Raw genomic sequence first — 19,477 nt, 5'->3', positions numbered from 1 at the left:
GTGCTCTCCTGAGCGCGTCGGGCTCGTTGCCCGCGCACCTCGTCCATTGGGTCGCGAATCAGTATAACCGCGCGGTGCTTCCCATCCCGGCCGCGCGCGCCGGGCAGCCGCCGGCTATCGGACGGGGAGGTCGGACTCCCCCAGCACCGTCAGCTCCGCCCGCGGCGTCGCCCCCGTGCCGAGCTCGGGCAGCAGCGGGGTGCGGGCCCGGGGATCCGTGCTCCACGCGGCGATGCGGGAGTCGGCGGTCTGGACCATGAGGGACTCGGCACGCCAGGCCACGAAGCGTGCGGGGGCGTCCGGGACGATCTGGCCGCCCAGCGGGCCGCCCGCCGCGAAGGCCCGCAGCACGCCCCGGGTCTGAGCGGTGACGGAGGCGCGGGCGGGGACGCCCGCCTCCTCGGACTCCAGCCGCAGCGCCTCCTGGGCCACCAGCCACGGGTTCTCCGGGGCCGCGGCGTCGAGGGCGCGGGCCAGGCCCACCGGGACGCCGTCCCGCAGCGCCTCGCGCACGACGTCGATCCAGGCGTCGTCGCCGTCTCGCCGCGCCTCCACCATCAGCGCCGCGCCGGGGGCGGGCTCGCCCGAGCCGGCCCACGTGAGCCCGGCCGGCGCCGCCACGGGCGCCTCCCCCTCGGCAAGCCCCCGGTAGGAGGCCCCGGCGCCCTCCTCGTCCCGGATCACGACGCCGGTGTACCCCGCCTCGAGCAGGCTCCGGCGGGCCTGCTCGCCGGGCTCCGAGCCGAGAATGCCGGCGAAGCCCGGGGCGACCAGCAGTCCGTCCAGGTCCACGGTCTCCACGCGCTCGTCCGTGAGCGAGTCGGCACCGGCCTCCTGGCCCACCCACGCGATGCGGCCGTCCTGCACCAGGACGGCCGTCGCGAAGGGGTCCGCCGGGCTGTAGACGGAGCCGTTGCGGTACATCGCCGTCCGCGGTGCCCGGTCTCCTGCTGGCTGGTCCTTCATCGGGGTTCCTCTCCCTCGCTCGTCGTCTCGCTGCTCTCCCCCGCCTCCGGCTCCTGCCGGGGCGGTCCCTCGCCGTCGGCGGACCAGCTGCCGGCCGTCCCGCCGTCCTCCCCGGGGCGGGCCGCCGGCCCGGCCGAGTCCAGCTCGTGTACGACGACGCCGCGCTTGATGAGCCGCACCGCGGCCTCGGCCCCGGTGCGCAGCTGGGGATCCTCCGTGGCGTGCCCCAGCTGGTCCAGGGCGTCGATGGTCTGCTTGGCGGCCCGGACGAAGTCGCCGGCCACCATCCCGGAGCCCTCGAGGCTGCGGGCCAGGCTGCCGCCCCGGGCCCAGCGGTACAGGGGCCACATCAGCCCGACGTCGGGCACCGGCGTCTCCGGCAGGCGGTGGCGCCGCTCGGCCGAGGTGAGGTCGCTCCAGAGCCCGTGCAGCTCGGTGACCCGCTCCCCCAGGTCCGCGGGGTACTTCCGCAGGAACACCGTCTCGTCGCGCTTGCCCGCGAAGATCAGCGGCGTCATGGCCGCGGCCAGCGCCGCGGAGTCGAGCCCCTCGAAGTAGCCGGCGTTCAGGGCCAGCGAGATCAGCAGGTCCCGCTCGCCGTAGAGCTTGCGCAGCGGCTCCCCGTCCGGCGCGAGCCCCGGCTCGCCGGCCCGGTCCCGCCGGACGTAGTCGTACTCCTCGAGCAGCCGCAGGATCTGCTCGAAGCGCTGGGCGATGGTGTTGGTCCGGGAGTCCACCTGCCGGCGCAGCGAGTCGGTCTCGCGCCGGAGCTTGGTCCACCGGTGGAACCAGCGCGCGTGGTCCTCCCGCTCGGAGCACCCGTGGCAGGGGTGCGTCTCGACGAGGCCGCGCAGCCGCTGGATCTCCCCGCGGTCCTCGTCCACCGTGGCGAAGGTGCGCTGCCGCTGCGTCGAGAACTCCCGCGGCGGGCGCTGCTCGGCCAGCGAGTCCCGGATCCGCGAGGACATGTCCCGGCGCTCCTGGGGCGTCCGGCCGGTGAAGTGCTTGGGAACCCGCGCCCGGGAGACCGGCTCGACCTCGCCGGAGAAGTCCCGCGCGGTCACGTGCCGCAGATGCGCGGACATGGTCACCACGCTCACCCGCACCGAGGCGCCGAGCTCCGGCTTGGCGACCACCACGGCGGGCCCGGGGTTCTTCCCCCACGGGACCTCCACGATGTCGCCGGGCAGGAGCAGCTGCAGCGTCTCCTCCGCCGCGGAGCGGTTGGCCAGCTTGCGGTCCCGGGAGGTCTTCTTCTCGAGCTGATTCAACCTGTACTTCAGGTCCGCGTACTCGACGTAGTTGCCCAGATGGCAGGTCATGGAGCGCTCGTAGCCCGCCAGCGCCTTCTCCTGGCGCCGGATCCTGCCCGCCAGGCTCACCACGGAGCGGTCCGCCTGGAACTGGGCGAAGGAGGACTCGAGGATGCTGCGGGTCCGCTCGGCCCCGAACTGGCTGAGCAGGTTCACCGACATGTTGTAGGTGGGCTTGAAGCTCGAGTAGAGGGGATAGGTGCGGCGGGAGGCCAGCCCCGCGATCGACTTGGCGTCCATCCCGTCGTTCCACAGCACGACGGCGTGGCCCTCGACGTCGATCCCCCGCCGCCCGGCCCGCCCGGTCAGCTGCGTGTACTCCCCCGGTGAGATGTCCACGTGCTGCTCGCCGTTGAACTTGGCGAGCTTCTCCAGCACCACCGAGCGGGCCGGCATGTTGATGCCCAGCGAGAGGGTCTCGGTCGCGAAGACGACCTTGACCAGCCCCTCGGAGAACAGGTGCTCGACGATCTCCTTGAACAGCGGCAGCAGCCCCGCGTGATGGGAGGCGATGCCGCGCGTCAGGCCCTCGCGCCACTCGTCGAAGCCGAGCACGCGCAGGTCCTTGAGCTCGACGCCGGCCGTCGCCTCCGCGATGTAGGCGCGGATCAGCTGCGCCTGCCGCTGGTCGGTCAGCCGCAGGTCGGCGTCGATGCACTGGCTGACGGCGTCGTCGCAGGCCGCGCGGGAGAAGATGAAGTAGATGGCGGGCAGCAGGCCCGCGGAGTCCAGCTCGCGCAGCACCACCGGGCGCGGCGCGCGGCGGATCCGCTGCGGTCCCGGCCGGTGGGGCCCGCGGCCGCCGCGCTTGCCGCGGCCGTAGCCGCGGCGGGAGGTCGCGCGCAGCAGGTCCGGGTTCACCGAGAGGCTGTCGGCGCCCTCGCGGCGCACGATGTCCGCGGCGCGGCTGATGGTGGTGTTGTCCGAGAACAGGTCGTAGAGGTGCGAGCCGACCAGCGCGTGCTGCCACAGCGGCACCGGCCGGTGCTCGGAGACCACCACGCGGGTGGAGCCGCGCACGACGTCGAGCCACTGGCCGAACTCCTCGGCGTTGGAGATCGTGGCCGAGAGCGAGACGATGCTCACCGAGTCGGGGAGGTGGATGATGACCTCCTCCCACACCGCCCCGCGGAACCGGTCGGCGAGATAGTGGACCTCGTCCATCACGACGTAGCCGAGCCGGTCCAGGGTGTCCGACTGCGCGTAGAGCATGTTGCGCAGGACCTCGGTGGTCATCACCGTGATCGGCGCCTCCGGGTTGATGGAGATGTCCCCGGTGAGCAGGCCCACGTTCTCGGCGCCGTGGATGGCGGCGAGGTCGCGGTACTTCTGGTTGCTCAGCGCCTTGATCGGCGTCGTGTAGAAGGCCTTGGTGCCCTGGGAGCGGGCGAGGAAGACGGCGAACTCCCCCACCACCGTCTTACCGGCCCCCGTGGGCGCCGCGACGAGCACGCCGTGCCCGTCCTGCAGCGCGTCGCACGCCTGGCGCTGGAACTCGTCCAGCCGGAAGTCCAGCGAGGACTCGAAGCGGCCGAGGGGCGTCTTGAGGTGCTCTTGACGGGCCTTGGCCGCGAGGTACTGATCGGCGAATCCTGGCATAGGACCATCCTACGCCGGCACGGGCCGCGCTGACGATGAGGACGGGGCCGGGGGCGTTCAGCCGGCGGCGAGCCGGGGCGCCTCAGGCGGCCGCGGGGGTGATGACCACGTGCACGCTCTTCATGAGCGGCTGATCGGACTGCCGGGAGTAGTCCTCGATGCCGATCAGGGCGTTCATCTCCGGCATGTAGCCCGCGGCGCTGCCGCGGGGCGTGTCGTAGCGCAGGGCCGTGTAGGAGCGCAGCTCGCGCACGGTCCCGTCCAGGGAAGTGGCGACGATGTCCACCGCCGACCCCTCGGCGATGCCGCGCTCACGCATGTCCTCCTCGTGCATGAAGACGATCTCGCGGCCGTTCTTCACGCCCCGGTAACGGTCGTTGTTGCTGTAGATCGTGGTGTTCCACTGATCGTGGGAGCGCATCGTCTGGAGCACCAGGGTCTCGGCGGTCTCCGGGATCGCGTCGGGCAGCTCGGCGGCGGAGAACTCCGCGAGGCCCGAGGCCGTGACGAACTCGCCCTCGCGCGCCGGCTGCGGGATGCGGAAGCCGCCGGGCTGCTGGATCAGCTCGTTGAAGCCCTCGAAGCCCGGCAGCACGCGGGCCATGACGTCGCGGATGCGGGAGTAGTCCCCCACGTAGTGCTCCCACGGGGTGGCCGAGTCCGGCATGGTCGCCCTGGCGATGCCGGCGATGATCGCGGGCTCGGAGAGCAGGTGCGAGGAGGCCGGGCGGCGCTTGCCGTAGGAGGCGTGGACCATGGAGAACGCGTCCTCGACGGTGACGCCCTGCTCCCCCGACTCCTGCAGGTCCTTCTCGGTGCGGCCGAGGCACGGCAGGATCAGCGCCTTCTTGCCGTGGACCAGGTGGGACCGGTTGAGTTTGGTGCTCACCTGGACGGTGAGCTCGCACTGGGCCAGCCCCGCGGCCGTGTGCTCGGTGTCCGGGGCGGCCAGCACGAAGTTCCCGCCCATGCCCACGAAGACCTTCACCTCGCCGCGGTTCATGGCCTTGACGGTCTGCACCGTGTCGAGGCCGTGCTCGCGCGGCGAGACGATCCCGCACTCGCGGTCCAGCGCGTCCAGGAGGTCGGCTCCGGGGTTGTGGTTGACGCCGCAGGTGCGGTTGCCCTGCACGTTGGAGTGACCGCGGACCGGGGACGGGCCCGCGCCCTCCCTGGCGATGTTCCCGCGCAGCAGCAGCACGTTGGCGATCTCGCGGATCGTATCCACCCCCTGCTTCTGCTGGGAGATACCCAGGCACCACGCGATGATGGTGCGCTCCGACTCGAGGTACACCTTGGCCGCGGCGCGGATCTCCTGCTCGCTCAGCCCGGACTGGCGCACCAGCTCGTCCCAGGGTGTCGCCTCGACGACGGCGCGGTACTCCTCGAGCCCCTGCGTCTTCTCCTCGAGGAACCGCTCGGCGAGCACGCTCGGGTCCGTGGCCGCCGCCTCGAAGACCGCCTTGGCGATGCCGCGCATCAGCGCGAAGTCCCCGGAGGGGCGCACCTGCAGGTTCATGGTGGAGGTCTGGTGCGTCTTGAAGCGCGCCATGTCCTTGATGTCGTGCGGGACGATGGTCCGCGTCGACGCGGCCTCCCGCAGCGGGTTGATGTGCACCACCTGCGCGCCGCGGTCGTGGGCCTCGGCGAGTGCCGTCAGCATGCGGGGCGCGTTCGACGCAGCGTTGACGCCGAGGAGGAAGAGGGCGTCGGCGTGCTCCCAGTCGTGCATGTCCACGGTGCCCTTGCCGGTGCCGATGGAGGCCTTCAGCGCGCGGCCCGAGGCCTCATGGCACATGTTGGAGCAGTCGGGCAGGTTGTTGGTGCCGAACTCGCGGGCGAAGAGCTGGTAGAGGAACGTGCCCTCGTTGCTCAGGCGCCCCGAGGTGTAGAAGGAGGCCTCGTCGGGGCTGTCCAGGGCCCGCAGCTCCTCGCCGATCATCCCGAAGGCGGCGTCCCAGGAGATGGGCTCGTAGTGGTCGGTCTGCGCGTTGTAGACCATGGGATGGGTCAGGCGGCCCTCGTTCTCCAGGTCGTAGTCCGTCCACGTGGACAGCTCGGTGACGGTGTGCTCCGCCAGGAACTCCGGCGTCGTGCGCTTGCGCGTCATCTCCCACGTCACGTGCTTGATGCCGTTCTCGCAGATGTCGAGCTTGAGGCCCTTCTGGTCGTCCGGCCACGCGCAGCCGGGGCAGTCGAAGCCGCGCGGCGAGTGGTTCATGGTGAACATGGCCTTGCCCCCGGCCAGCGGCGCGCGCTGGGTGAGGATCACGCGTCCCACGCTCATGGTGGCTCCCCAGCCGGCGGCGGGGTGATGGTACGGCTCGGAGGTCACCGGTCCGGAGGCCGTGGGGCCGTAGCCGCCTTGGCGCGGCATCTTGCTGAGCAGCCCGACTGCGGTGAAGGAATCCGAGCTCGGGTCGATTTGGGTGGGTTCCACGGCGAACTCCGTTCAGAGGCGATGACCAGACATCTACTGCCAGGAAAGCATCCAAATCCCGTCGGCGCAATCCCGTTCCCGCTCTGTGTCGCCGCTCCTCAGGACACGGCCGCCTCGGCGCCCTCGCCGTCTCCCGCGGCGCCCGTCGCCGGGCTCTCTCCCCGCGGGCGCGAGGCCGGGCTCGTCCCCTCCGCCTGCGGGGGCAGCAGACGCTGCGGGTGGGTGTAGACGTTGAGGTTGATGCCGCGGACGAAGCCGAGCAGGGTCAGCCCCACCTCCTGGGCGAGCTCCACGGCCAGCGAGGACGGCGCGGAGACCGCGGAGAGCACGGGGACGCCGGCCATGACGGCCTTCTGCACCAGCTCGAAGCTGGCGCGCCCCGAGACCTGCAGCACGGTGCCGCGCAGCGGGACCCGGCCGTTCTTGGCGGCCCAGCCGATGGCCTTGTCCACGGCGTTGTGCCGGCCCACGTCCTCGCGCAGGACCAGCAGCTCCCCCGTGGCCGCGTCGAAGAGGCCGGCGGCGTGCAGGCCGCCCGTCTTCTCGAAGACCGCCTGGTGCTCCCGCAGGGAATCCGGCAGGGTCGCGATCAGCTCGGGCCGGATGCGCAGCTCCGGGTCGGCCACCCCGACATGGGACACGGTGTGCACCGCGTCGATGCTGGCCTTGCCGCACACGCCGCAGGAGCTCGTGGTGTAGAAGTTCCGTTCCGCGGACGGGGACGGCGCCGGCACGTGCGGCGCCAGGGAGACGTCGAGGACGTTGTAGGTGTTCTCCTCCCCGCCGGTGCCGGGCCCTCCGCAGTGGATGGCCGCGACGACGTCGTCGCCGTGGCGGATGATGCCCTCGGAGAGGAGGAAGCCGATCGCCAGCTCCACGTCGTGCCCCGGGGTGCGCATGGTCACGGCCAGCGGCGCACCGGCCACTCGGATCTCGAGCGGCTCCTCCACGGCGAGGGTGTCGGGGCGGCGGCTGACGCCGAACCCCAGGCGGATCTTGGTGATCGGGCGGCTGTGCGTGATGCGTCCCATGCCCCTCACCCTACGCGTCCGGGACGGGCGGGGGGTGCGGTGGACTCGGATACCTGGGAGGATGTCAGAAACTACGGTGGGGCGGCCGAAGCACGGGCCGCCCGAATGACGTGAGGAGAGCCCCGTGTCCCGCACCCCGCCCCCGGAACTGGCCGAGTGGATCGCCGACGTGGCGCCGGCCCTCGGGCTGGACCCAGCAGCCGTGCCCGCGCGCCTGCTCCTCGACATCACGCGCGACGTTGCGCACACGGTGACCCGCCCGGCGGGACCCGTGACCACCTTCCTCATCGGCCGGGCCGTCGCGGACGGCGCCGACCCCGAGGCCGCTGCCGCAGCCGTGACCGCCAGGGTCGAGGCCTGGCGCGCAGCTCGCCCCGGGGACGAGCAGCCTCCCGCCGGCGAGGCCGGTTCCGGTCAGGGCGAGGCGGGATCACGATGAGGATCCGCTACTTCGCCGGTGCGGCGGAGGCCGCCGGCCTCGAGGAATCCACCGTAGAGGGTCCGCTGGGCGTCGCCGAGCTGCGGGAGGCGCTGATCTCGGCGCACGGGCCGGAGTTCGCGCGCGTCCTCGGCCGCTGCTCCCTGCTGGCCGACGGAGTCCGTCTGGGGACCGACGACGCCCAGGTGCCCGATGCGGCGACGGTGGACGTCCTTCCGCCCTTCGCCGGCGGCTGAGCGGCCACGACGGCAGAGCGGTGCCGTGGCGGCCGAGCGAGGGCGCAGCAGCAGCGCGGGGCTCAGCCGCCGATCGCAGACATGGGCCGGTCTGGCTGGAGGAAGCCGGGCTCGTCGATCCCGTGGCCGGCGCGCTTGCCCTCGATGCACGTGCGGAGCATCGCGGCGATCGACTCGTCCGTGCAGCCGGCGCGCAGCAGGCTCAGCAGGTCGGACTCCTCCCGGGCGAAGAGGCAGTTGCGCAGCTGGCCGTCCGCGGTGAGGCGCACGCGATCGCACGCGCCGCAGAAGGGCGCGGTGACGGAGGCGATGACGCCCACGGTGGCGGGACCGCCGTCGACGGCGAAGACCTCGGCGGGACTGGCGCCGCGCTCCCCCACGGGCTCCAGGGCGAACTCGGCCCCGAGCTTCTCCAGGACCTCCTCGCCGGGGACCATGGTGTGCCGCGACCAGGTATGCCCCGCGTCGAGGGGCATCTGCTCGATGAACCGCAGCTCGGCCTCGTAGCGGACGGCGAAGCGCAGCAGGTCGCAGAACTCGTCGTCGTTCACGTCTCGCATGGCCACGGCGTTGAGCTTGAGCGGACGCAGCCCGGAATCCCGCGCGGCTTCGACGCCCCGCACCACGTCCTCGAAGCGCTCACGACGCGTGAGCTTCTTGAAGCGCTCCGGGTCGGCGGTGTCGAGGCTGATGTTCAGGCGCGCCAGACCGGCGTCGACCAGCTGGTCCATGACCCTGTCGAGCCGGATCGCGTTGGTGGTCATGGACACCTCGAGCGGGCCGTCCGGGCCCTGCAGCCTCGAGAGCCTGCCCACCACGTCCACGATGTCGCGGCGCAGCAGCGGCTCGCCGCCGGTGAGGCGGACCTCGCGGATGCCGAGGCGGGCCAGGACGGAGGCCACGCGCTCGATCTCGTCCGTGGTGAGCAGGTTCTCCTTGGACAGCCACGTCACCCCCTCCGCCGGCATGCAGTAGGTGCAGCGCAGGTTGCACTTGTCCGTCAGCGAGATCCGCAGGTCACGGTGCACGCGGCCGAACCGGTCGACGAGGGGGCCGTCCCAGACGTCCTCGCCGGCGGGCCGGCCCTCGAGGGGATCCGCCGGCGGCCTGGCGACGCCGGGCATGCCCAGGGAGATGGGTGCACTCACGCGATCGCCTCCTCGAGGCCGCCCAGGCCCACCCAGCCGGCCGTGCCGTCCGCCTCGAGCTGACGCTTCCACACGGGCAGCTCGGCCTTGACCCGCTCCACGACGTCGCGCGCCACCTCGAAGGCGTCGGCGCGGTGGGCCGAGGAGACCGCGCACATGATGGCCGCCTCCCCCACCCCCAGGGAGCCGAGCCGGTGGGAGACCGCGATCCGCAGGCCGGTGGGGTCCTGTTCATGGGCGGCATCAGCCTGAGCGGCGAGCTCGCCCAGGATGCGCTCCGCGTCGGGATGGGCCGAGTACTCGAGCGTGACGACGGTGCCCCCGGCGTCCCGGTCGTGGTCCCGCACCGTGCCGATGAACACCGCGCTGGCGCCCGCGCGGGGGGAGGCGACGGCCGCCAAGTGGGCGGAGACGTCCAGGGGCTCGCGAGTCAGCTGCGTCAGCGCGATCATGGGTGTCCTCCTCCTTCGAGCTGCTCGGCCACATGGGACGCCACGGTGAGGATCACCGGGATGCCGTCGGTCACGGCGCCCGGGGAGCCGGCGAGGTTCACGACCAGGGTCCTGCCGGCGACGCCCGCCAGGCCTCGCGAGAGCATCGCATGGGGGAGCTGGTCCACGCCGGCGGCGCGGATGCGCTCGGCCAGACCGGGCAGGCCCCGCTCCAGCAGCGGCTCGGTCGCCTCCGGGGTGACGTCCCGCGGCGTCAGTCCCGTGCCGCCCGTGGTCACGACGAGGCCGTCCCCGCGCTTCACCGCGGCGAGGATCGCGTCCGCGATCTGCTCCCGCTCGTCGGGCACGACGACGACGTGGGCCGACCACCCGGCGTCGTGCAGCAGGGAGGCCGCCAGCGGACCGGACCTGTCCTCACGCTGCCCGAGGGCCGAGCGGTCTGAGACGGTCACCACGGTCGCGGCGCGACGGTCAGAAGTCATGTCCTCCACTGTACGGGCCATGAGGGGCCATGCGAAGGCCATGTGAAGCGCGGCTTGCGATGGATTCCTCAGCCGTCCCGAGCGCGCTACGCCTTGTCGCGCCCCAGGTCCTCGAGGGCGGAGGACGACGTCGCCTGGTCGGCCCCGGCGCCCTCCCCCTCGGCGATCTTGGCCTCGCGCTTGTCCCGCCGCTTGTCGTTGAGGAGGCAGATGACGACCGCCACGAAGAAGAGCACGAGCAGCGGGGCCATGAGGTAGAACATCGTGAGCACGTCGGTGCCCGGGGCGGTGATCGCGGCCAGCAGCGCGACCAGGACGACGACCCAGCGCCAGGACTTGAGGATGGTCCGCCCGCGCAGCAGGCCCATCATGTTCACCGCGACCAGCGCCACGGGGATGACGAAGGCGATGGCGAAGGACAGCAGCAGCCTGACCACGAAGTTGATGTAGGTCTTCGCCTCGATGAAGTTCGCCTGGTCCTCGGGCGTGAACATCGTCAGGGTGTACACGGCGGTGGGCATGCAGATCCAGGCGATCCACAGGCCCAGGAGGAACAGCGGGAGGGCGGCGCCGACGAAGCCGAAGGCGTACAGCTTCTCCCTCTTGTGCAGTGCCGGCATGATGAATGCCCACAGCTGGTAGAGCCAGATGGGCGAGGCGAGCACGAGCCCGATGGACAGCGAGACCTGGACGAGGATGTCGAAGGAGGAGGCGACGCCGGAGAAGTTGATGGTGGCGTTGCGGTTCTGCTCCTGCGCGATCTGGTGGATCGGGTCGGTGATGGCCTCCATCACCGGGTAGTAGAGGAAGAAGCCGCCGACGGCGCAGAGCAGCGTGGCGATGGCCGACTTGATGAGTCGGTTCCGGAACTCCCTCAGGTGCTCCTTGAGGGCCATCTGAGCCTGCGGATTCGACTTCCGGCTCTGCTTTGCCATGGATCGCCTACGTTCTGGTGGGTGAGGACAGGACGGAATGAGGGAAGCGGAGCCGTAGCGCCCGGTCCTGGGCACCGCGGATCCGCTTCCCTGCCTCGGGCGGGGCTACCGGTCGTTCGCGGTGCCCTGCCCCGTCGACTTCCGGTCCGTCTCGGTGCCGCGGGTCCCCTGGTCCGGCACGTCGTTCTGGATGACCTCGCCGTCGACCACCGTGGAGGAGTTCTGATCGGACTTCTTCTCGTCCTTCATCTCCTTGACCTCGGACTTGAAGATGCGCATCGACTGGCCGAGGCTGCGCGCCATGCCGGGCAGCTTGGGGGCGCCGAAGAGCAGCAGGATGATCACGAGGAGGACCAGCAGCATCACCGGATTGTCGAAGAGCCTACCCATAGTTGTTTCCTTTCCGTGCGCCGTAGCGCAGATCCCCGATTCGCTGGGGTTGTCCTAGACGGTCACGGCGCTCGATGCGCTGGGCGACCTTCCGTTTCTGTCGAGTCGAACGACCGCGGAGGTAGTCCTCGCGGGCCTGGCGGACCGGGACGAGCACTCCGGGCACCGGGGCCCGGCGGATGGTCTGGGCGATCTCCTGGGAGCCCTGCTCCCACCGATCCCCCATGTCCTCACCCAGTATTCCAATTTCTTTCAGGGCCGCAAAGAACCGTGCAGCGGTCCGCCACGCGAGGAGCAGCAGGACCGCGGCGGAGACCGCGACCAGGGTCGTCCAGAGGAGCACCCAAAACCACCAAGGCATGCAGCCGATTATACGCATCCCGCCTTCGGCTCCCCTGTACGTTTCCTCATGGTTCTGACGGCGGCGGGACGTTCCGGCGGTGGCGGGGCCGGAGACCTGTGGGTAGCATCACAGGAACAGGGACCTGAAAGGGGACAGCGATGCAGAATCCAATCGAGGTCTACCAGGAGGACCGCACCTGGTACGTGCGGGAGATCGGACGGGCCCATCCCAACGGCTCGTACGAGAACAAGTCGGCGGCCGTGGAGGCCGGCAAGGCGCTGGCGTCCATGGAGCACACGGACCTCGTGGTCCGGGACGGCAGGGAGTGAGCGCGGGACGCCGTGCCGCAGGGTGAGGGTGAGCGGCGTCGGCCGTGGACGGATCGCCTCCCGCTTGCCATCATGAGGACATGCCCGAAGCCCCCGAGGTCGCAGCACTCGCCGGCGACCTGAAGCAGAGGATCGGCGGCCGCGTCGTCGAGCGTCTCGACGTGCCCGCCTTCGCAGCCCTGAAGACGGTCGCCCTCCAGTCCGCCGAACTCCGCGGGCGGAGGGTCGACGACGTCGGGCGGCACGGCAAGTTCCTCGACCTGCGCCTGGGCGGGGACCACCTGATCGTGCACCTGGCGCGCGCGGGGTGGATCACCTGGCGCGAGGAGACGCCGAGGACGCCGCCCCGTCCGGGCAGGGGGCCACTCGCGGCCCGGCTCGTCCTGGCCGAGGAGGATGAGGCCCCCGCCGGATGCCTCGACGTCACGGAGGCCGGGACGAAGAAGAGCCTCGCCCTGTACCTGGTGAGCGACCCGGCCGAGGTGCCGGGCATCGCCCGGATCGGCCCCGATCCACTGGGCCCCTCCTTCACCCTGGAGTCCTTCGAGGGCATCCTCGCCGGAGCCGGGCGCGCGCAGATCAAGGGGGTGCTGCGCGACCAGTCGCTGATGGCCGGGATCGGCAACGCCTACTCCGACGAGATCCTGCACGCCGCGCGCATGTCCCCGTTCAAGCCCGCCGCTATGGGGCACGACGACGCGCGGCGGCTCCACGAGGCGCTGACGGGAACCCTCCGAGAGGCCGCCGAGCGGGCTGCGGGGCTGTCCGCCGCCTCCCTGAAGCGGGAGAAGAAGCGGGGCCTGCGGGTGCACGGCCGCGCCGGCGAGGCATGCCCGGTCTGCGGCGACGTCATCCGGCAAGTGGTCTTCGCGGATTCCTCGCTGCAGTACTGCCCCGCCTGCCAGACCGGCGGCACGGTCCTCGCAGACCGGGGCATGTCGCGGCTGCTGAAGTAGCGCCGGGCGAACGCCCGGATCACGGCGAGGAGGGCGCCATGCCCTCCCGCAGGGCCAGCAGGTGGGCCCGGCTCGCCTCCGCCGCCCCTGCCTCGTCGCGCGCCGCGACGGCCTCGGCCAGGCGGGCGTGGGCCTGCTGGTCGGCGTCGCCGCCGAAGGCCCGGCGGATGCGGAGCATCTCGAGCATCGCCTGCCGGACCCGCGGGGTGAACCCGTCGAAGAGGTCGGTCAGGATCGGGTTGTGCGCGGCGGCCACGATGCTGCGATGGAAGGCCGTGTCGGCGTCCACGTGCTCCTCCGGCGCCGTCCGGCGCTCCGCGCGCTCGGCGAGCGCCCGGCGGATCGCTCGGAGGTCGGCCGGGGTGCGCCGCCGGGCGGCGAGGCCCGCCGCCTCGGTCTCGATCGCGATGCGGGCCTCGACGACGTCGACGACGTCCGAGCGCCGGAGCACCGCGTCCCAGTCCTCGCGAACGTCCAGGGCGGCCACGAAGACCCCGGCTCCCTGGCGCGAGGCGAGCACGCCGAGCCCCGCGAGCTGGCGGATCGCCTCCCGCACCGTCGAGCGTCCCACGCCCAGCTGCGGTCCGAGCGTGGTCTCCCCCGGCAGCCTCTCCCCCAGCGCCCACTCTCCGGACCGGATCCGGTCCAGCAACAGCGTCGCCGCCTGATCGGCCATCGAAGCCCGTCGCACCTGAGCCAACGATCCCACCTCTTCTCTACTTGTCTGCGGAGTTGTGTTAGAGTCTACCGCATGTTCGCGATCGCTCTCCTTCTCCTTAGCCGCCACGGCGGGGCCTAGCCAGGCCGGCTCCCCGGCGTGGAGGCCCCCTGTCCGCCGGTCGCAGCCCCTTCAGCAGGAGAGAAGCCATGAGCACCACGACATCCCCGCACGCAGCGACGTTCCCCCGCATCTCCACGCCCGCCGGCCCCGTCCCTGCCGGGGCGCCTGCCTGGAACCGGCAGCACTCCTCCCAGATGCCCTCGCACCGCTACCGCGACGCGTACTCCCGCGTCTCCATCCCCTTGGCCGACGCGGAGCGGACCTGGCCGACCCGACGCCTCGCCGAGGCCCCGCTGTGGGTTCCGGTGGACCTGCGCGACGGCAACCAGGCGTTGGCCGAGCCGATGGACTCGGCCCGGAAGCGGCGCTTCTTCGAGCTCATGGTCGCCATGGGCTACAAGGAGATCGAGGTCGGCTACCCCTCGGCCTCCCGGACCGACTACGACTTCGTCCGGCTCCTCGCCGAGACCGGGATCGCGCCGGACGACGTCGCCCTGGTCGTCTTCACCCCGGCCCGCCGGGACCTCATCGAGCGCACGGTCGCCTCGATCCGGGGGATCGCCAACCCGGTGGTGATCCATCTGTACACCGCCACGGCCCCCGTCTGGCGGGAGGCCGTCCTCGGCCACGACCGGGAGGCGCTGAAGGAGCTGATCCTCGCCGGCGGCCGCGACGTCCTGGAGCTCGCCGGGCACCTGCCGAACGTGCGATTCGAGTTCAGCCCCGAGGTCTTCAACCTCACCGAGCCGGACTACGTCCTCGAGCTGTGCGACGCGATGACCGACCTGTGGGACGCGACGCCGGAGCGCCCGGTGATCCTGAACCTGCCGGCGACGGTCGAGGTCGCGAGCCCCAACGTCTACGCGGACCAGATCGAGTACATGCACCGGAACCTGGCCCGCCGGGACGGGGTGATCCTCTCGGTGCACCCGCACAACGACCGCGGGACCGGCGTCGCCTGCGCCGAGCTCGCCGTCCTGGCGGGGGCGCAGCGCGTGGAGGGCTGCATCTTCGGCAACGGCGAGCGGACCGGCAACGTCGACCTCGCGACGCTGGCGCTGAACCTGCACGCGCAGGGCGTGGATCCGATGGTCGACTTCTCGGACATCGACGAGGTCCGGCGGACCGTCGAGCACTGCAACCGCATCGAGGTCCATCCCCGGCACCCCTATGTGGGCGACCTGGTGCACACCGCCTTCAGCGGGACGCACCAGGACGCGATCCGGAAGGGCTTCGCCGAGCACCGCGCCCGGGCCGCCCGCGAGGGACGGGCCGAGGGCGAGATCGCCTGGCGGGTGCCGTACCTGCCGATCGATCCCGCCGACATCGGTCGCAGCTACGACGCGGTGATCCGGGTCAACTCCCAGTCGGGCAAGGGCGGGATCGCGCATCTGCTGGAGAGCGAGTACGGCGTCGAGCTGCCGCGCCGCCTCCAGATCGACCTGGCCCGGCACGTCCAGCGGCACACCGATGCGACAGGGCGCGAGGTGACGGCGGCGGAGCTGTGGGGGGTCTTCGAGCGAGCCTACCTCGCGTCCTCCGAGCCTGCCGGCGGCATCGAGCTGACGGGGTACGAGGTCACCGAGGAGGACGGGGCGGCCCGAACCCGGATCTCACTGCACGCCGGGGACCGCGAGCGCATCAGCGAGCACGACGGCGTCGGGCCGGTCGAGGCGCTCACGAGGGCGCTCTCCGTGCTGGGCCTGCCCCTGGAGATTCTGGACCTGCACCAGAGCAGCGCGGGCGAGGGGGCCGGCAGCCAGGCCCTGAGCATCGTGGAGTACCGGGGGCCCGGCGGCACCGGCTGGGCGGCGGGACTGGCCGCCTCGGTGCTGGGCGCCAGCATGGAGGCCGTGATCGCGGCCGCCCGCGCCGCCCACGATGTGACCCCGCTTCGCGCTCCCGCGGGGCCGCGGCGGTAACGTTCTCGCGGCAGTCGTGGGCCGCCCCGGGAGCCGCCTCGCGCGAGTTCCCCGGGCGGCCCCTTCCCGCCGGCCCGCACCGGCCGGCGGCATCGGGACAGGAGGACGGCATGACCGAGAACGAGGTCCTGCGGATGGAGTCCGTCGACTTCGTCCGGGACGCGAAGAGCATCCTGACCGGCGTCGACCTGAGCGTCCGCGCCGGCGAGCACTGGGCCTTCATCGGGCCCAACGGGGCGGGCAAGAGCACCATCCTCAGCATGTGCGGGGCGGTGGCGCACCCCTCGCGGGGCACGGTCCACGTCCTGGGCCACCGGCTCGGCCGGGTCGACATCCGGGAGCTCCGGCAGTCGATCGGGCACGTCAATCCGCGCCATCCGCTGCGCTCGCCGCACACCGTCCGCGAGGTGGTGCTCACGGGCGCCACCGGGACCACCGAGCTGATGATGCGGTGGTCCCCGGACGCCCGCACGAGCGCCCGGGCCGAGGAGCTCATCGGGATGCTGGGGCTCGGCGGGATGGAGGAGGCGGGCTGGGAGACGCTCTCCCAGGGCGAGCGGGGACGCACCCTGATCGCGCGCTCGCTGCTGACCGACCCGCCCCTGCTGCTGCTCGACGAGCCCTCCACCGGGCTCGACGTCGCGGCGAGGGAGCAGTTCCTCGCCACCGTGGACGAGCTGCACCGGTCCCACCCGGAGCTGGCCACGGTCCTGGTGACACACCACCTCGAGGAGCTGCCGGAGAGCACGACCCACGCCCTGCTCGTCAAGGACGGGCGCGTCCACGCCTCCGGTCCAGCCCGCGAGGTGCTCACCACCGAGCTCGTCTCCGAATGCTTCTCCTACCCCATCGAGATCGAGCACCGGGACGGGCGGTGGAGCGCCCGGGCCGGGCGTCCCGCTGAGAGCGGACGGCTCGTCTCCTAGGCTCGGAGGACGACGACCCGAGCGGCCCGCCAGACGATCGTCGAGGCGAGGTGCGGCACGACGCTGCGCAGACGAGGAGCGATCCGAGGCTCCCGCGGTACCCTGAGACCGACAGACCGGTACCAGCCGCTCCGGTCCGGGCACCTGCGAGCCGAAGGCGGAGCCAGCATGGGCGTGCGCCCCCAGCCCCACGAGACCGTGCTGTACCGCGCGGCCATCGCGGGTTGGATGCGACTGCTCGCCCTCGGGGCGGTCATGCTCCTCGCGGCGCTCGCCCTGGCGTGGAACGTCGGTCTCTTCCTCCGCGGCGCGGGCCCCACGGCCTGGTCCATCCTCGGCACCCTGCTGTTCATCGCCGTCCCGTCCACGCCCATCCTGCTGGGCGTCCGCCAGAGCTTCACCGTGACGACCCTCGGCATCACGGTGGTCGGGCAGCTGCGGACCCGGCGCATCCCGTGGGCGGAGGTCCGCGTCGTGCGGATCTCGCAGCGTCTCATGGACCGTGGCGCCGCCGACGTCGTGCTCCGCGACGGGACCACCGTCCGCTCCCCCATCACCGCGGCGCGCTCCGCCATCCGCCGGGGCGAGAGCACCTTCGACCACGGGGCGGACCTGAAGAGCCCCGCGCGTCCCGCCCGGGCGGCGATCGAGGCGCATCGGCGCTACCTGCGGGGAGAGTTCGTCACGATCCGGTGAGCGGGCGGGCCGAGCTTCACCCCTCTTCTCTCCCTCTGCCACCGCAGCTGAGAGGAGGGGCCTCGCAGACGTCCCCGCCTCGACGTCGCTCCCAAGAGAGCCACCCTCGCCCCCACGCAGTCGGCAAACATACCTAAATAGAATTGTCTTGACAAAGCCTCCCCCTCATGGTGTTCTGTATCACATCCCTATATGGGGATGTTTGAGACGCCGAGGTCGAGGAAGTCACCGTGAGCACCACTGAGTTGAACTCGCAGCCGAGCACACGCCAGATAGCCCTGGCCGGTCCGCGCGGGAAGGGCCCGCGCCGCCCGCTGGGGCAGCGCTTCCGGCTGGCGATGAGGAATCCGGTCACCGCCATCGGCGTCCTCGGCCTGGTCCTGTTCGCCTACCTCATCGTGGCCCCCATCGTCTCGCTGCTGCTGGACGGCTTCGTCGTGCAGCGGCGGGACATGGCGATCACCATGGCCGACGAGGGCTCGCCCACCAGCTACTACCTGTGGCGGGTCTTCCTCTCCCCCTTCGCCTGGTCGATCTTCTGGGAGCCGCTCCTCAACACCCTCGGCATCGCCTTCGGCAGCATCGTGCTGGTGCTCATCGTGGGCATCACCGCCGCGTGGCTGCTGGTGCGGACCAACATGTGGGGGCGGAAGTGGCTCGCGACGGCGCTCATCGTCCCCTACATGTTCCCCTCGTGGACCTTCGCGCTGGCGTGGCTCACCATCTTCAAGAACCGCCGCAGCGGCGGCGAGCCCGGCTGGCTCGAGGTCATGGGAATCGCCGTCCCCGACTGGCTCGCCTACGGCCAGGTGCCCATCATCCTGATCTTCGCCTGCCACTTCTCGCCCTTCGTCATCCTGCTGGTGGGCAACGCCCTGAAGCGGTTCGACTCGACCCTCGAGGAGTCCTCGCGCCTGCTCGGCGCCTCCCGGATGCGGACCACCTTCTCCATCGTGCTCCCGATCCTGCGGCCCTCCCTCATCTCGGCCGTGACCCTCATCCTGGCCAAGGTGATCGGCGAGTTCGGCGTCGCCTACATCCTCGGGCTCCCGGTCAACATGAACGTGCTGGCCACGAGCCTCTACCGGAACATCTACAGCGACCAGGCCGGCTCCGCGGCGATCCTCGCCGCCGTCATCGTGCTGATCGGCGCGATCTCCCTCTGGGTGGACACCCACTTCCTGAAGGAGGCCAAGCGCTTCGTCACCATCTCCGGCAAGAGCGGCTCCGGGAACACGGTGGCCCAGCTTCGGCGCTCCCGGCCCTTCGCGACCGGGGCGTGCCTGCTGCTCTTCGCGGTCAGCGTCGCGATCCCGGTCCTGGTGCTGCTCCTCTCGACGATCATGCGCCGTCCCGGCGACTTCAGTCCCGGGAACTTCACCCTCGACTTCTGGATCGGCCGCGACCTGCCGACCACCGGCTTCGAGGACGGACTGCTCTTCAACACCGAGGTGCTCCAGGCAGCGTGGAACAGCTTCTGGATCGTCGGCTCCGCGGCCGTCATGGCCGGCGTCGTGGGCCTGCTGATCGGCTACGTGATCGTCCGCTCCCCCTACCGCTGGCTCTCCACCGGGCTGCGGCAGATGCTGTTCCTGCCCTACCTGGTGCCCGGCATCGCCTTCGCGGCGGCCTACCTCTCCCTGTTCTCCGAGCAGCGGGGCCCCCTGCCGGCGCTGTACGGCACCGCCGCGATCCTCATCCTGATCTACTTCACCGAGCAGATGCCCTTCGCCTCGAGGGCGGGCATCTCCTCCATGATGCAGCTCGGCTCGGAGCCCGAGGAAGCGGCCCAGATGTCCGGCGCCCGGTGGTGGAAGCGGTTCTTCACCATCGTCCTCCCCATCCAGAAGGGAGCGCTCGCGACGAGCGTGCTGATGGCCTTCATCTCCGGTTTCAAGAGCCTGAGCCTGGTGATCATCCTGGCGGTGCCGGGCATGGACGTGCTGACGACGCTGTCCATCCGGCTGCTGGACTTCGGGTACCTCCAGGCCGGCAACGGCGTGGTCCTCGTGATCGCCGCGATCTCCTTCCTCGGCACGTACACCGTGCAGAAAATCATGAAAACCGACCTGGCCCAAGGACTTGGAGGCTGA

Annotated in this window: 19 protein-coding genes; 8 read left to right on the top strand and 11 right to left on the bottom strand. The window is 71.5% G+C overall.

Going from position 1 to position 19,477, the window contains the following annotated elements:
• Window positions 1–114: 114 nt before the first annotated feature.
• The 4 genes from EWV39_RS07095 to fdhD form a co-directional block, all read right to left on the bottom strand.
• Window positions 115–966, bottom strand: coding sequence for a hypothetical protein (locus EWV39_RS07095; RefSeq protein WP_129658149.1), 852 nt, complete (start codon window positions 964–966; stop codon window positions 115–117).
• Window positions 963–3,878 carry a DEAD/DEAH box helicase gene (locus tag EWV39_RS07090; RefSeq protein WP_129658147.1) on the bottom strand — a complete coding sequence of 972 codons (2,916 nt, stop codon included), beginning with the start codon at window positions 3,876–3,878 and terminating at the stop codon, window positions 963–965. The genes EWV39_RS07095 and EWV39_RS07090 overlap by 4 nt, the downstream gene beginning before the upstream one ends.
• A gap of 82 nt (window positions 3,879–3,960) precedes the next feature.
• Window positions 3,961–6,318 carry an FdhF/YdeP family oxidoreductase gene (locus EWV39_RS07085; protein WP_238148152.1) on the bottom strand — a complete coding sequence of 786 codons (2,358 nt, stop codon included), beginning with the start codon at window positions 6,316–6,318 and terminating at the stop codon, window positions 3,961–3,963.
• Between the two features lie 98 nt (window positions 6,319–6,416).
• Window positions 6,417–7,349 (bottom strand): formate dehydrogenase accessory sulfurtransferase FdhD, encoded by a 933-nt coding sequence (gene fdhD / locus EWV39_RS07080; protein ID WP_129658145.1) that lies wholly within the window; start codon window positions 7,347–7,349, stop codon window positions 6,417–6,419.
• 124 nt (window positions 7,350–7,473) lie between these two features.
• Between fdhD and EWV39_RS13960 the strand changes: the two genes are divergently transcribed.
• A complete protein-coding gene (locus EWV39_RS13960) occupies window positions 7,474–7,788 on the top strand; it encodes a DUF6457 domain-containing protein (protein WP_202864902.1) in 315 nt (104 codons plus the stop codon).
• Window positions 7,785–8,024, top strand: coding sequence for a MoaD/ThiS family protein (locus EWV39_RS07070; protein WP_129658142.1), 240 nt, complete (start codon window positions 7,785–7,787; stop codon window positions 8,022–8,024). Before EWV39_RS13960 ends, EWV39_RS07070 begins: the two co-directional genes overlap by 4 nt.
• Window positions 8,025–8,086: 62 nt before the next feature.
• Here the strand turns inward: EWV39_RS07070 and moaA are convergent, their stop codons facing one another.
• The 6 genes from moaA to EWV39_RS07040 form a co-directional block, all read right to left on the bottom strand.
• On the bottom strand, window positions 8,087–9,148 hold the full coding sequence (moaA, locus tag EWV39_RS07065; protein WP_129659157.1) for a GTP 3',8-cyclase MoaA: 1,062 nt from the start codon (window positions 9,146–9,148) through the stop codon (window positions 8,087–8,089).
• A 20-nt stretch (window positions 9,149–9,168) separates the two neighbouring features.
• Complete coding sequence (locus EWV39_RS07060; RefSeq protein ID WP_129658140.1) at window positions 9,169–9,624, bottom strand: molybdenum cofactor biosynthesis protein MoaE; 456 nt, start codon at window positions 9,622–9,624, stop codon at window positions 9,169–9,171.
• Window positions 9,621–10,106, bottom strand: a complete 486-nt coding sequence (locus tag EWV39_RS07055) for a MogA/MoaB family molybdenum cofactor biosynthesis protein (protein ID WP_129658138.1) — start codon at window positions 10,104–10,106, stop codon at window positions 9,621–9,623. The genes EWV39_RS07060 and EWV39_RS07055 overlap by 4 nt, the downstream gene beginning before the upstream one ends.
• Before the next feature lie 86 nt (window positions 10,107–10,192).
• Window positions 10,193–11,041, bottom strand: a complete 849-nt coding sequence (gene tatC, locus EWV39_RS07050; protein ID WP_238148141.1) for a twin-arginine translocase subunit TatC — start codon at window positions 11,039–11,041, stop codon at window positions 10,193–10,195.
• A gap of 105 nt (window positions 11,042–11,146) precedes the next feature.
• On the bottom strand, window positions 11,147–11,431 hold the full coding sequence (tatA, locus tag EWV39_RS07045; RefSeq protein ID WP_129658136.1) for a Sec-independent protein translocase subunit TatA: 285 nt from the start codon (window positions 11,429–11,431) through the stop codon (window positions 11,147–11,149).
• Window positions 11,424–11,792: a hypothetical protein gene (locus EWV39_RS07040; RefSeq protein ID WP_129658134.1), complete on the bottom strand. Its 369-nt coding sequence runs from the start codon at window positions 11,790–11,792 to the stop codon at window positions 11,424–11,426. The genes tatA and EWV39_RS07040 overlap by 8 nt, the downstream gene beginning before the upstream one ends.
• Window positions 11,793–11,932: 140 nt before the next feature.
• Between EWV39_RS07040 and EWV39_RS07035 the strand changes: the two genes are divergently transcribed.
• Together EWV39_RS07035 and EWV39_RS07030 are read left to right on the top strand one after the other, a co-directional pair.
• The gene (locus EWV39_RS07035) at window positions 11,933–12,103 is read left to right on the top strand and encodes a DUF2188 domain-containing protein (protein ID WP_129658132.1); all 171 of its coding nucleotides are present in this window, start codon (window positions 11,933–11,935) and stop codon (window positions 12,101–12,103) included.
• 80 nt (window positions 12,104–12,183) lie between these two features.
• Window positions 12,184–13,059 (top strand): Fpg/Nei family DNA glycosylase, encoded by an 876-nt coding sequence (locus EWV39_RS07030; protein WP_129658130.1) that lies wholly within the window; start codon window positions 12,184–12,186, stop codon window positions 13,057–13,059.
• Window positions 13,060–13,078: 19 nt separating this feature from the next.
• On the opposite strand, the gene EWV39_RS07025 is transcribed toward EWV39_RS07030, so the two are convergent.
• Window positions 13,079–13,735 (bottom strand): FadR/GntR family transcriptional regulator, encoded by a 657-nt coding sequence (locus EWV39_RS07025; RefSeq protein WP_238148140.1) that lies wholly within the window; start codon window positions 13,733–13,735, stop codon window positions 13,079–13,081.
• Between the two features lie 191 nt (window positions 13,736–13,926).
• On the opposite strand from EWV39_RS07025, the gene EWV39_RS07020 reads away from it, so the two are divergent.
• The 4 genes from EWV39_RS07020 (at window position 13,927) to EWV39_RS07005 (ending at window position 19,477) form a co-directional block, all read left to right on the top strand.
• Window positions 13,927–15,762, top strand: coding sequence for a 2-isopropylmalate synthase (locus EWV39_RS07020; RefSeq protein ID WP_165313196.1), 1,836 nt, complete (start codon window positions 13,927–13,929; stop codon window positions 15,760–15,762).
• Between the two features lie 110 nt (window positions 15,763–15,872).
• The gene (locus EWV39_RS07015; protein WP_129658127.1) at window positions 15,873–16,688 is read left to right on the top strand and encodes an ABC transporter ATP-binding protein; all 816 of its coding nucleotides are present in this window, start codon (window positions 15,873–15,875) and stop codon (window positions 16,686–16,688) included.
• 168 nt (window positions 16,689–16,856) lie between these two features.
• On the top strand, window positions 16,857–17,384 hold the full coding sequence (locus EWV39_RS07010; RefSeq protein WP_129658125.1) for a PH domain-containing protein: 528 nt from the start codon (window positions 16,857–16,859) through the stop codon (window positions 17,382–17,384).
• A 230-nt stretch (window positions 17,385–17,614) separates the two neighbouring features.
• Window positions 17,615–19,477, top strand: a complete 1,863-nt coding sequence (locus EWV39_RS07005; protein ID WP_202864901.1) for an ABC transporter permease — start codon at window positions 17,615–17,617, stop codon at window positions 19,475–19,477.

It is taken from the genome of Rothia halotolerans (genome assembly GCF_004136635.1).
GTDB classification, from domain to species: Bacteria; Actinomycetota; Actinomycetes; order Actinomycetales; family Micrococcaceae; genus Rothia; species Rothia halotolerans.
This window is presented reverse-complemented; position numbering and strand designations above follow the sequence as displayed.